This is a genomic window from Janthinobacterium sp. GMG2 (assembly GCF_033949445.1).
Taxonomy (GTDB): Bacteria; Pseudomonadota; Gammaproteobacteria; order Burkholderiales; family Burkholderiaceae_D; genus Janthinobacterium; species Janthinobacterium aestuarii.
Map to the genome: position 1 here is coordinate 678,804 of NZ_JAXAWA010000002.1, position 12,269 is coordinate 691,072.

At 62.7% G+C, this 12,269-nt stretch carries 10 protein-coding genes; all 10 read left to right on the forward strand.

Translation table 11 applies throughout. From position 1 onward, the window contains the following. The first annotated feature begins 350 nt into the window (after positions 1–350). The 10 genes from ppc to SKZ59_RS09130 all read left to right on the forward strand — a co-directional run bounded on the left by ppc (position 351) and on the right by SKZ59_RS09130 (position 11,956). Positions 351–3,104, forward strand: coding sequence for a phosphoenolpyruvate carboxylase (gene ppc / locus SKZ59_RS09085; RefSeq protein WP_319991466.1), 2,754 nt, complete (start codon positions 351–353; stop codon positions 3,102–3,104). 110 nt (positions 3,105–3,214) lie between these two features. Then, positions 3,215–4,225: a type I glyceraldehyde-3-phosphate dehydrogenase gene (gap, locus tag SKZ59_RS09090; RefSeq protein WP_034755750.1), complete on the forward strand. Its 1,011-nt coding sequence runs from the start codon at positions 3,215–3,217 to the stop codon at positions 4,223–4,225. An 86-nt stretch (positions 4,226–4,311) separates the two neighbouring features. Next, on the forward strand, positions 4,312–5,772 hold the full coding sequence (pyk, locus tag SKZ59_RS09095) for a pyruvate kinase (protein WP_080698726.1): 1,461 nt from the start codon (positions 4,312–4,314) through the stop codon (positions 5,770–5,772). Positions 5,773–5,884: 112 nt separating this feature from the next. Beyond that, the gene (locus tag SKZ59_RS09100) at positions 5,885–6,055 is read left to right on the forward strand and encodes a hypothetical protein (protein ID WP_319991467.1); all 171 of its coding nucleotides are present in this window, start codon (positions 5,885–5,887) and stop codon (positions 6,053–6,055) included. 60 nt (positions 6,056–6,115) lie between these two features. Further along, positions 6,116–6,598: a DUF3617 domain-containing protein gene (locus SKZ59_RS09105; protein ID WP_319991468.1), complete on the forward strand. Its 483-nt coding sequence runs from the start codon at positions 6,116–6,118 to the stop codon at positions 6,596–6,598. A 68-nt stretch (positions 6,599–6,666) separates the two neighbouring features. After that, a complete protein-coding gene (locus SKZ59_RS09110) occupies positions 6,667–7,239 on the forward strand; it encodes a sigma-70 family RNA polymerase sigma factor (protein ID WP_083292641.1) in 573 nt (190 codons plus the stop codon). Then, positions 7,236–8,213, forward strand: coding sequence for a FecR domain-containing protein (locus tag SKZ59_RS09115; RefSeq protein WP_319991469.1), 978 nt, complete (start codon positions 7,236–7,238; stop codon positions 8,211–8,213). Before SKZ59_RS09110 ends, SKZ59_RS09115 begins: the two co-directional genes overlap by 4 nt. 365 nt (positions 8,214–8,578) lie before the next feature. Then, positions 8,579–11,038 carry a TonB-dependent siderophore receptor gene (locus tag SKZ59_RS09120; protein WP_319991470.1) on the forward strand — a complete coding sequence of 820 codons (2,460 nt, stop codon included), beginning with the start codon at positions 8,579–8,581 and terminating at the stop codon, positions 11,036–11,038. Positions 11,039–11,112: 74 nt separating this feature from the next. Beyond that, positions 11,113–11,481 carry a hypothetical protein gene (locus tag SKZ59_RS09125; protein WP_070302650.1) on the forward strand — a complete coding sequence of 123 codons (369 nt, stop codon included), beginning with the start codon at positions 11,113–11,115 and terminating at the stop codon, positions 11,479–11,481. A gap of 16 nt (positions 11,482–11,497) precedes the next feature. Beyond that, positions 11,498–11,956 (forward strand): GNAT family N-acetyltransferase, encoded by a 459-nt coding sequence (locus SKZ59_RS09130; RefSeq protein WP_319991471.1) that lies wholly within the window; start codon positions 11,498–11,500, stop codon positions 11,954–11,956. Positions 11,957–12,269: the final 313 nt, after the last annotated feature.

Here is a 12,269-nt window from a genome sequence, read left to right on the forward strand (position 1 = left end):
CTACGTTTTTGTCAGGTGTGTGAAAGATGTGGATTACATCCTTGTTTCATCCGCAGCATACAGGAGAGCGCCGGCCGTGTGTGTTGCGCCGTCACTTTTCCGCCTCGAAAGACAAAAGTTGATTGCCTTTCGCTTAAATGCGTAGTAAATTTTCATATTGTTGCCCTGGTAAATAGCTCGCAAGCCCTTGTTGGCCCTTTGAGTAGGATTTTTTTTGATGGATATCAAGAGGATGGTGAAACAATAAGGTAAATTTACTACAAATTCGACGATGGGCGTTTCCCGGGCCGGGAAGCGCGAACTACGCAATCTGTGCGGTGCCGCCATGGCCGCCCCAGGAAATACATACCATGCAAATGAATGAAGTGAAAGACGAGCTGCTGAGCAGCGATATCCGCCAGCTGGGCCGTCTGCTGGGCGACGCCATCCGCAACCATCTGGGCGACCCCGCCTTCGAGCGCATCGAACATGTGCGCCAGCTGGCCATACGTTTCCGCCGCGACAATGATGAAGCGGCGCGTGCGCAGCTGTCGGACGCGCTGCAAGCGCTGTCGCAGGAAGAAACTACGCAATTGACGCGCGCTTTCAGCTATTTCTCGCTGCTGGCCAATATTGCGGAAGACCAGCACCACATTCGCCGCACGCGCGCCCATTTGATCGCCGGTTCGCCGCCGCGCCAGGGTAGCCTCAGCCATGCCGTCGGCAACGTGTTTGACGCGGGCAAGGCCGATGCGCTGGAAACCTTCTTTGAAGATGCGTTCGTCAGCCCTGTCTTCACGGCGCATCCGACGGAAGTGCAGCGCAAGAGTATCCAGAATTGCCAGATGGCCATCGCCCGCCTGTTGAGCGAGCGCGACCGTGTGCAGATGACGCCGGAAGAAGCCGAGCAAAACGAAGAAGCGCTGGGCCGCGGCATCGTCACCCTGTGGCAGACGCGTTTGCTGCGTACGAGCAAGCTGTCCGTCATGGATGAAGTGGCCAATGGCCTGTCGTTCTACGACCACACGATTCTGCGCGAATTGCCGAAATTGTATTCCTCGCTGGAAACGATGCTGGCCCAGCGCGATGCCCGTTGGGAAGATGCAGAATTGCCGAATTTCATGAAGGTCGGCAGCTGGATAGGCGGCGACCGCGACGGCAACCCCTTCGTCACGGCCGACATCCTGCGCAGCACCCTGCAAACGCAGGCCGACAAGGTGCTCGACTTTTACCTCGGCGAATTGCGCAAGCTCGCTTCGCAACTGTCCCTGGCGCAAATATTGAACGCCTGCAGCGAGCCTCTGCGCGCGCTGGCCGAACGCTCGGCCGATGCCTCGCCGCACCGCGTCGACGAACCATACCGCCGTGCCCTGCATGGCATCCATGCGCGTCTGGAAAACACGCGCGTCGTGCTTTCCGGCAAGGGCAAGCAAGCCGACGGCGTGCAGCCTTACGCCGCGGCTGTTGAACTACTGGCCGACCTGGACGTGGTCCAGCATTCGCTTGTCAGTAATGGCTTGCGCGCGCTGGCACGCGGCCGCTTGCGCCAGCTGCGCCGCGCGGTCAAGGTCTTCGGTTTTTCGCTGGCGCCGCTGGACTTGCGCCAGAATTCCGACGTGCATGAGCGTGTCGTGGGCGAACTGTTCGCGGGCGCCCAGCCGGGTCTCGTCTACCTGGACCTGGACGAAGAGCAGCGCATCAGCCTGCTGCTGGCCGAACTGGAATCGCCACGCCTGCTGACGTCGCCATATGCGCAGTACTCGGAAGAAACGACTTCCGAACTCGACATCTTCCGCGCCGTGCGCGAAGCCCACGTCAAATACGGCAAGGAGTCGGTGCCGAACTGCATCATCTCGAAGGCGGCCAGCGTGTCGGACTTGCTGGAAGTGGCCTTGCTGCTGAAAGAAGTGGGCTTGCTGCGCCAGGACAGCCGCGAAGCGGACGTCAACATCATTCCCCTGTTTGAAACTATCGACGACTTGCGCGCCGGGCCCGCCATCATGGCGCGCGCGTTCGGCTTGCCGTTCTACCGCGGCTTGCTTGCCTCGCGCGCGGACCAGCAGGAAGTCATGCTTGGCTATTCGGACAGCAACAAGGACGGCGGCTTTTTGACGTCCGGCTGGGAACTCTACAAGGCCGAGATCGAGCTGGTGACCGTCTTCAAGGAATATCAGATCAAGCTGCGCCTGTTCCACGGCCGCGGTGGTTCCGTGGGACGCGGCGGTGGACCCAGCTATGAAGCCATCCTGGCCCAGCCTGCCGGCGCCGTGCAGGGACAGATCCGGCTGACGGAGCAGGGCGAAGTCATCACAGCCAAGTATGCGAACCCGGAAGTGGGGCGCCGCAACCTGGAAGTGCTGGTGGCCGCCACCATCCAGTCGACTCTGCTGCCGCAGGCCCAGCTGCAACCGAAGGCTTCGGCCGGCGCGGGCCACCTGGCTGCGATGGAAGAGCTGTCCGGCACGGCCCTGAACGCCTACCGCGACCTCGTCTACGGCACGGATGGATTTGAACAGTATTTCTGGGAATCGACGGTGATTGCCGAGATTGCCGCACTGAACATCGGCAGCCGTCCCGCTTCGCGCAAGAAATCCACGTCCATCGAGGATTTGCGCGCCATTCCGTGGGTCTTGAGCTGGGCGCAATGCCGTTTGATGCTGCCGGGCTGGTTCGGTTTCGGTTCCGCCGTGCAAGCCTACCTGGCCGCCCATCCCGCCGATGGCGCGGACGTGCTGCGCGGCATGTACACGGACTGGCCATTCTTCACGTCCTTGCTGTCGAACATGGATATGGTCCTGGCCAAGAGCGACATCGCCATTGCCGGCAAGTATGCGGAACTGGTCAAGGACAAGGCCTTGCGCGACGCCATCTTCACGCGCATACGCGCCGAGTACGCGGCCACCCTGGACGCCTTGAAACTGATCACGGGCCAGGAAGAGTTACAGCAAGCCAATCCGCTGATGCAGCGTTCGATACGCAACCGTTTCCCCTATATCGACCCGCTCAATCACGTGCAGGTGGAGCTGCTGCAGCGTTTCCGTGAGGGCAAGCAGGATGCTGCGGCGCGCACGGGCATCCATTTGTCGATCAATGGGATTGCGGCGGGCTTGCGTAACAGCGGTTAATTTTTAGGGCAGAGCCGCCGAAAATCCGGGGTCAGACCCGCCGGGTCTGACCCCAGCAGTTGCACTTTGGGTGGCTTTACGAACTCAGAAGAAAACATCAAGGAGACAGCATGACCATCAAAGTTGCCATCAATGGCTATGGCCGCATCGGCCGCAACGTCTTGCGCGCGTTTTATGAAGGCGGCAAGCAGCAGGATATCGAGATCGTCGCCATCAACGACCTGGGCGATGCCAAGTCGAATGCGCATTTGACGCGCTACGACACGGTGCACGGCAAGTTTCCCGGCGTCGTCACCATCGACGGCGACAATATGCTCGTCAATGGCGACCGCATCCGCGTCTTCGCGCAGCGCGACCCAGCCCTGATTCCGTGGGGCGAGCTCGGCGTCGACGTGGTACTCGAATGCACGGGTTTCTTCACGACCAAGGAAAAAGCGTCGGCCCACCTGAAGGGCGGGGCGAAAAAAGTCATCATTTCCGCGCCGGGCGGCAAGGATGTGGACGCGACCATCGTGTTCGGCGTCAACCAGCAGGTGCTGAAAGCCACGGATACGGTCATCTCGAATGCCTCGTGCACGACGAATTGCCTGGCGCCGCTGGTAAAGCCACTGAACGACGCCATCGGCATCGAATCGGGCCTGATGACCACCGTGCACGCCTACACGAACGACCAGGTGCTGTCCGACGTGATGCATGAAGACTTGCGCCGCGCCCGCTCGGCCACGCATTCGATGATTCCCACCAAGACGGGCGCCGCTGCCGCCGTCGGCCTGGTCTTGCCGGAACTCAATGGCAAGCTCGATGGTTTCGCCATCCGCGTGCCGACGATTAACGTCTCGCTGGTCGACCTGTCGTTCATCGCCAAGCGCGATACGACGGTGGAAGAGGTGAATGCCCTGCTGAAAACGGCGTCGGAAGGCGCGCTGAAGGGCATCCTGACGTACCAGACGGAACCGCTTGTTTCCATCGATTTCAACCATAACCCGGCCTCGTCGAATTTCGATTCGACCTTGACCAAGGTTTCGGGCCGCCTCGTGAAAGTGTCGTCGTGGTACGACAACGAGTGGGGCTTCTCGAACCGCATGCTCGACACGACGGTCGCCCTGATGGCGGCCAAGTAAGAACGTAGTACCGCTGATCCAGCGCACCAGGACGGCCGGCCCACAAGGCTGGCCCTTGTAGCAACTTATTTTAGAAAGCAGCAACCATGACCATGCAAGTACAGCAACGCGCCACCAAGATCGTTTCCACCATCGGCCCCGCTTCGAACGATATCGATACCCTGGTCCGCATGTTCAAGGCCGGCGTCGACGTCGTGCGCCTGAACTTTTCGCATGGCAAGGCGCAAGACCATATCGACCGCGCCCGCATGGTGCGCGAAGCGGCAGCCCTGTGCGGCCGCGAAGTGGCCATCATGGCCGACTTGCAAGGCCCGAAAATTCGCGTCGGCAAGTTTGAAGAAGGCAAGATTTTCCTGGAAAACGGCGCCAAGTTCATCCTCGACGCGAAATGGGGCGAGAACGGCGAACTGGGCAACATCGAGCGCTGTGGCCTCGATTACAAGGAATTGCCGCGTGACTTGCGCACGGCCGACGTGCTGCTGCTCAACGATGGCCTCATCGTACTGACGGTCGACAAAGTCGTCGGCAGCGAAATCCATACGACCGTCAAGATCGGCGGGGAGTTGTCGAACAACAAGGGCATCAACCGCCAGGGCGGCGGCTTGTCGGCACCGGCCCTGACGGCGAAAGACATGGAAGACGTGAAAACGGCGATGAGCTTCCAGGCCGATTACGTGGCCGTGTCTTTCCCGAAAAACGCCACCGACATGGTCATGGCGCGCCAGCTGGCCAATATCGCCGGCGAAGCGTGGGATCACAAGCCGATGATGATCGCCAAGATCGAGCGCGCGGAAGCCATTCCTGCCTTGCAAGAAATTCTCGACGCGTCCGACGGTATCATGGTGGCGCGTGGCGACCTGGCCGTGGAAGTGGGCAATGCGGCCGTGCCGGCCTTGCAAAAGCGCATGATCAAGATGGCGCGCGCGTCGAACAAGCTGGCCATCACGGCCACACAGATGATGGAATCGATGATCGTCAACGCCGTGCCGACCCGCGCGGAAGTGTCCGACGTGGCGAATGCCGTGCTTGACGGCACGGACGCCGTCATGACGTCGGCGGAAACGGCCTCGGGCCGCTACCCGATCGAGACGGTGGAAGCGATGGCCGCCATCTGCCTGGATGCGGAAAAGTGGGACACCTGCAAGCTGGATGCCGATTTCCTCAACGCCACGTTCTCGCGCATCGACCAGTCGATCGCTTATGGCGCCCTGTTTACGGCCCACCATCTGCGCGTAAAGGCCATCGCTACCCTGACGGAATCGGGCTCCACGGCACTGTGGATGAGCCGCTGCAACATCGACATCCCCATCGTGGCGCTGACCCCGAGCGTGGGCACGCGCCGCAAGCTGGCCCTGTACCGCAACGTCAGTACCCTGGAACTGACGTCCGGCACGGACCGCGACAAGGTCTTGCAGCAGGCGGAAGATTTGCTGGTCGAACATAAAGTCGTGGCCAAAGGCGATACCGTCGTGCTGACCTGGGGCGAGCCGATGGGCAAGGTCGGCGGCACGAACGCGCTGAAAATCATGAAGATCGGCCAGCACTGATCGTATTACGACCCTATCCACCGCAAGGCAGATGCCCAATCTGCCATTGCGGTGGCCGCATTTCCGTGTCAGCATGGTTTTCCTGCCTTCCAGGGCGCCTCCGGAGTTCATGATGACCGAGTACCTGCCTGCCTTGATCTGGTCGCTGTCTGCCTTCGCCTGCCTCTTCATTGCCAAACGCCGCGCCTTACGAATAACGGCCATCCGTGCCATCCTGGTGACTTTCCTGGGTCCGTTTGCCATTCCCTTCGCGCTGGCGGCAAAGCCCGAGATGTACGGCTAAGCGTGTGGCCTGCGCGCATTCCTCTTTGCTATATTCAAACTTTTAGCTAGAGGAATGCCCATGAAGCGCAGCGCCACCTTGCTCCTGATGACTATTTTCCCCCTGTGCGCGGCCACGTTCGCTTCGGCGGCCGAGCCTGCGCAGCGCTTGCAGCGCGCCACGGGGCTGTGGAAGGTGACGCCTGCCACCTCGCCATTTTCCTGGGAAATCTGCGTTGACCACGCGCGCGACCGCCTGATCGACGACGACCTGTGGTCCGGCTTCGAGCAGGAATGCAAGATCGAGTCGCAAAGCCGTCAGGGCGACAGCTACCAATTCGCGTCCAGCTGCCCGGACGCCAGGTTGGCCGGCACCTTCAAGGGAGGCCTGGCCAAGGCATATACCCTGAGCGCCGACACCACCGTGCAAGTCAATGGCAAGAGCGAGGTGCAGCGCACGGAATTGGCTGCCGTGTTCCAGGGCGCTTGTCCGGCGGGGCTGGCGGCGGGCGCGAAGAAAATGCGCGGCGGCATGGTGATGAAGAGCTTGTATACCGACCGCTAGAAGAGCGCAGCCACGCTGAAACAACAGTTTCCAGGGATAGGCGGGCGCCGGCATTGACGCCGGAGGCAATGATTTGTGATAATGAGAATTATTATCAATTAGCCGCGCCTTGCCTTGCGCGCATCGGAGTCCCAGTGAACATTGCGCAGTCCAGCGAGTCGATAGCCGGCATCTACAGCAGCCACCACGGCTGGCTGATGCGCTGGCTGCGCGCCAAGCTGCAGTGCGCCGACCATGCGGCCGACCTGGCGCACGATACCTTCGTGCGCCTGCTGATGGCGCCGCCGGAGAACCGGCAAAGTTTGCGCGAACCGCGCGCCTACCTGACCACCGTGGCGCAGCGCCTGCTGATCGACCATTACCGGCGCCTGTCGCTGGAGCAGGCGTGGCTGGAAACCCTGGCGCAGCAACCTGAATTGCTGATGCAATCGCCGGAAGAGCGGCTGCTCGTGCGTGAAGCTCTGCAGCGCATTGATGCCATGCTCGACGGCTTGCCGCCGCTCGTGCGCAGCGCCTTCCTGCTGGCCCATGTCGACGGCCTCGGCTACGGAGAAATCGCCAGGCGCCTGGCCGTGAGCGAGCGCAGCATCAAGCGCTATATGGTGCAGGCCTTCGAGCGCTGCATCCTGCTGATCCTGTGAGCGCCAGCACGACCGCCATCGATCCCCGCGCGGCGCGGACGGCGGCGCAATGGCTGGTGCGCCTGCACGGGGGCGCCTTGACGCCAAGCGAGCAACTGGCGTTCCAGGCCTGGCGCGCCAGCGATCCCGCGCATGAAACGGCGTGGCAGCGGGCCGAGCTGGTGTGCAGCACCCTGGCCAGCGTGCCGCCCGCATTACGCCAGACGGCGGACGCGGCGCCGCAGTCGCCGCAGCGGCGCGCCGTGCTTTACGGCCTGGCCGGGCTGATCGCGGCCGGACCTGTCCTGTGGCTGACCAGCCAGTCGGCGCCGTGGCAAGCGTGGCGCGCCACCATCCGCACGGCCAGGGGTGAAATCCGCCACATGACATTACCCGATGGCACGCAACTGGTGCTCAATACGGACACGGCCATCGACGTGCGTTTTGACGGCGCGGCGCGGCTGGTGGACTTGCATGCCGGGGAAATCCACGTCGCCACGGCGCACGACGCAGCCGTGCCCGCGCGCCCCTTCCTCGTGCGCAGCAGCAATGGCGCCGTGCGCGCGCTGGGCACGCACTTCAGCGTACGCCACCTTGGCAGCGTGCTGGCGCCACGCACGCAGGTCAGCGTCAGCGAGGGTGCCGTCGAGATCGCGCCATCGCAAGCGCCCGACGCCTCGCGCAGGATCGATGCGGGCCGGCAGGGCAGTTTCGATGACCGTGCCGTTTCTGCCTTGACGCCGCTGGCGCCGCACGCTGCCGGCTGGCTGCAAGGCGTGCTGATCGCCGAACGCATGCCGCTGGGCGAACTGCTGGAACAGGTGGCGCGTTACCGTTACGGCGTGCTGCGTTGCGATCCCGCGCTGGCGGCCATGCCCGTGGACGGCATCTTCCAGTTGAGCGACCCCGACAACATCCTGCTGTTGCTGCAGCGCTCCTTGCCGATCCGGCTGGCGTACCGCACGCGCTACTGGATCATTGTCGAGGCGGTTTGAGCTAGCCCGCAGGACTTAAGCCGACAGGCAATACCGGCTGGCCTTGTCGGCTTACGCGCGGCTGCGCCCCGCTAAGCCGACCTACGGTTTGTGCGGATATGGGCAGCTTGGCGTGCTTGTGTAGGTCGGCTTAGCCCGCAGGGCGTAAGCCGGCAGGCAATGTCGACCGGCCTTGTCGGCTTACGCGCGGCTGCGCCCCGCTAAGCCGACCTACGATGTTCCGCCAATCCGACGCGCGCCGCTTATTTGCATTTCTCTTGTCCCTTTTTCCGGATTGCTTCGTCATACAAGGTAGAGAACGAACAATCCGAACCATCGAAAGGGTCCACATGGCTTTGCAGTACCGTAACTTTACCGCAGCACGCATGACGCTCCATCCCACCACCGGCGCCGTGCGCGCCGCGCTGGTCCTGTTGCTTGCCGTGGGCGCGGCCGGCGCCGTCTTGCCGCACATGGCGGTGGCGGCCGAGTCCAGCCCAGCCGCCACCGTGCGCGAGTACAGCGTTCCCGCCGGCAGCCTGCGCGATGCGTTACCCGCGTTTGCCATCGCCGCGGGGATCAACCTGTCCACCCAGGGCGTGGCGCTCGACGGGCTGGCCACGTCGGGTTTGCAAGGCCGCCATGTGGTTACGGCCGGCCTGCAAAAACTGCTGCAGGGCAGCGGCCTGGAAGCGATAGACGGTGGCAATGGCAATTACCTGCTGCGCAAGATCAATATCACTACGGCCGATGGCGGCTTGGCCAGCATGCCCGCCGTTGTCGTCAGCGCCGAGGCGGACCGTGCCACGGAAGGCACGGGTTTATATACGTCGAGGAATATGTCGACGGCCACGGGGCTGAATTTGTCGCAGCGCCACACGCCGCAAACGGTCAGCGTCATTTCGCGCCAGCAAATGGAAGATTTCGATCTGACCACCTTGCAGGACGTGGCGCGTGCCACGCCCGGCATCTATGGCAAGACGCAAGGCGTGTCCGACCAGGAAACCACGTATTTCGCGCGCGGCTTTGCCTTGAGCCACGTCAACGTCGATGGCTTGCCGCTGGACGTCACGGGTTTTAACGAGCGCAACGTCTCGGCCGACATGCTGATGTACGACAGGGTGGAAGTGGTGCGCGGCGCCACGGGCTTGATGGAAGGGGCGGGCGCGCCGTCGGGCAGCATCAACATGATACGCAAGCGCCCCACGGCCACGCCCTTGCTGAACGCTTCCGTTCACCTGGGCAGCTGGAAGGACAAGCAATTGACGACGGACGCCAGCAATGCGCTGAATGCGTCGGGCAGCGTGCGCGGCAGGGTGGCGGCCAGCTGGCGCGACAGCGACAGTTTTGTCGATGTGGTCAACAACAAGAACAGCACCGTGTATGCGATCGTCGAGGCGGACCTGACGCCGTCGACCACGGCCGGTATCGGCTTTTCGCGCCAGCACAGCCGCACGGACGGCGTGTTTGTCGGCTTGCCGACCTTGCTTGACGGCCGTCACATGGATTTGCCCCGGTCGACCTTCCTGAACAATGCCGACTCGTTCCAGAAACGCGACAATAACGTCGTCTTCGCCGACCTGGAAACGCGGCTCGACAAGGGCTGGCGCAGCCGCTTCGCCATCACGCGCATCGACGCCTCGTCCAGCACGCGCAATACCACCAACAGCCGCATCGATGGCGAAATATACAAGCTGAGCCAGTCGGAAACGGGCTGGAAGTACAACACGGAGCAAGTGGTGGCCGACTGGCGCCTGAGCGGCCCCGTCACCTGGTTCGGCCGCAAGCACGACGTGATCGTCGGCGCCAGCTACCGCCACGACGATTCGGACGCGGGCCAGAGCTGGGAAGGCGCTGCCACGCGCGTGATCGATATCCGCCAGTGGAATCCCTACGCCTACCCGATGCGCGGCGCGGCGTTCGAGCCCTACAACTGGGGCCGCAAGACGGACGAGAAGGGCATTTATGCGGCCGGCAACTTCAGCCTGGCCGATCCGCTGCGCCTGGTGCTGGGCGGGCGCTTCGGCTGGTATGCGCAGGATGTGACTGGCTGGTATGCCACCAATCCCGCCTGGCGCCGCGGCCTGACGGAAAACGCGAAATTCACGCCGTACGCAGGCCTCGTCTACGACCTGGACCGGCATCACTCCGTGTATGCGAGCGGCACGCAGATTTTCGAGCCGCAAAGTTCGCTGGACGTGCGCGGCAACACCTTGCCGCCGTTGAGCGGCACCAACCTGGAGGTGGGTGTCAAGGGCGAGTATTTCGGCGGCAGGCTCAATGCCAGCGGCGCGCTGTTCCGTATCAAGCAGAATAATCGCGCCATGGCCGATGAGCTCAATTGCCCCACGGGCGGCGCCATCTACTGCGCCCGCGCGGCCGGGCAGGTGCGGAGCGAAGGCGTCGATCTGCAATTGTCGGGCTCGCCATTGCCGGGCTGGCAGATATCTGGCGGCTACACCTATGTGCTGGCCAAGTACACCAAGGACAGCGAGGCGGCGAATATCGGCCAGCGCATCGCCACGGACGAACCGAAGCAGCTGTTCAAGTTGATGACGAACGTCCAGCTGGGCGGCAGTCTGGCGCAATGGAATGTGGGCGCCTCCGTCTACGCGCAAGACAAGATTGAGCGCCGTGACGCGGCTTACCTTACGCGGCAGGGCGGCTACGCCATCGTCGGGCTGACGGCCGGTTACCGCATCAGCGAGCAGCTGCAGCTGCGCCTGAATATCGACAACGTGCTGGACCGCCGCTATTACCAGGCGCTTGGCTATGCGTGGTCGGGCGGGCTGGAGCGTTACGGCGCGCCGCGCAGCGTGCTGCTGTCCTTGCACTACAAGATGTAGCCGTTGCGCCAGCAGAGCGCGTCCCTTGCGGCGCCTCTGCTACACTGCCGCCGTCTTTATCTTTTCACTTTGCCATGACCGCTACTCCTGTCCTCACACCCCTGAAAAGCGCTTTCCAGCAATCGCGCACCGAGAATAACATCGAGCTGATCCTGCCCGAACTGCTGGCCGCGCAATTGCACGTCGTTATCGGCGGGCAGAGCGAGCAGATCGACCTGTTCCTCGTGCCGTCGCCCAATCCCGAACGCCAGTGCGTGACGGTAGCGGAAGACCTGGCCTTCCTGGCCGGCATCGCGTTTCCGAAGATTCCCGTGACGGGCGCGCAATTGGTCGCCTCGATTCCCGCCGAGATCGAAATCGTCATCCTGCACGGCGATGGCGCCAATTACCTGACGCGCGAGCAACTGGCATGGTTCCGCCGCATGCTGGGGCAGAACGCCTGAGCGCAATGAAAATAGCATGACCGGCATCGCTGCCTTGATTCTGCGTCCCGTATGCGCGGCCAACGCCGAGGCCGTCATCGGGCTGCCGCTGCATGCGGCGCAACGCGATTTTATTGCCAGCAATGCCGAGTCGCTGGCGCTGGCCGCCAGCCACGCCAACATGCACCCGCGCGCCATCTATGCCGGCGACGAACTGATCGGCTTTGCCATGTATGCGCTGCCGGGCAGTGCGGGGCGGCAGGATACGCACGTGCTGTACCGCCTGATGATCGCGGCGCCGTGGCAGGGGCAGGGATTTGCCCGCGCCGCCCTGGCCCTGCTGCTGGCCGAGATGCGCGCGCGCGGCGCGGGCAGGGTGGTGCTCTACTACGTGCCCGCCAACGTGCGCGCCCGGCAACTGTATGCGCAGGCCGGTTTCGTCGAGATGGGACTCGACGGCGATGGCGAGATGATGGCCGAGCGCCTGCTTTCCTGAGCCTGTCGCATCGCGGCCGCAGAATAGTTTTCTTTTGGCAACTATATTGCTGAAGTCCTATGAATATTTTCGCAAAGCAACTATACTCATGGCTCTTTAAAAAATCATCGTCACGCTGGCGGCCAGACATCCGCGCCAGAGTTCGTACGCATTTCGCCTGTTCTCTCTGAACGGGCACCTTTCCCCCGCGCGGCAGGCGCGGGCGTGATGACCGAGCCTTGCCCTGGTCGACTGCTACCGTTGTCATTTCCGCTGTATTGCCGCTTTAGTAAAAAGCCTGGCGACGGCGCGCGGTCTGCCGTCATGTTTTGCG

Bases quoted from the DNA above. Each gene is read 5' to 3' on its own strand.
- SKZ59_RS09100 (WP_319991467.1), top strand. From the start codon at position 5,885: ATGACCGAGTACCTGCCTGCCTTGATCTGGTCGCTGTCTGCCTTCGCC.
- pyk (WP_080698726.1), top strand. From the start codon at position 4,312: ATGACCATGCAAGTACAGCAACGCGCCACCAAGATCGTTTCCACCATC.
- SKZ59_RS09130 (WP_319991471.1), top strand. From the start codon at position 11,498: ATGACCGGCATCGCTGCCTTGATTCTGCGTCCCGTATGCGCGGCCAAC.
- SKZ59_RS09110 (WP_083292641.1), top strand. From the start codon at position 6,667: ATGATTTGTGATAATGAGAATTATTATCAATTAGCCGCGCCTTGCCTT.
- ppc (WP_319991466.1), top strand. From the start codon at position 351: ATGCAAATGAATGAAGTGAAAGACGAGCTGCTGAGCAGCGATATCCGC.
- gap (WP_034755750.1), top strand. From the start codon at position 3,215: ATGACCATCAAAGTTGCCATCAATGGCTATGGCCGCATCGGCCGCAAC.
- SKZ59_RS09125 (WP_070302650.1), top strand. From the start codon at position 11,113: ATGACCGCTACTCCTGTCCTCACACCCCTGAAAAGCGCTTTCCAGCAA.
- SKZ59_RS09120 (WP_319991470.1), top strand. From the start codon at position 8,579: ATGACGCTCCATCCCACCACCGGCGCCGTGCGCGCCGCGCTGGTCCTG.
- SKZ59_RS09105 (WP_319991468.1), top strand. From the start codon at position 6,116: ATGAAGCGCAGCGCCACCTTGCTCCTGATGACTATTTTCCCCCTGTGC.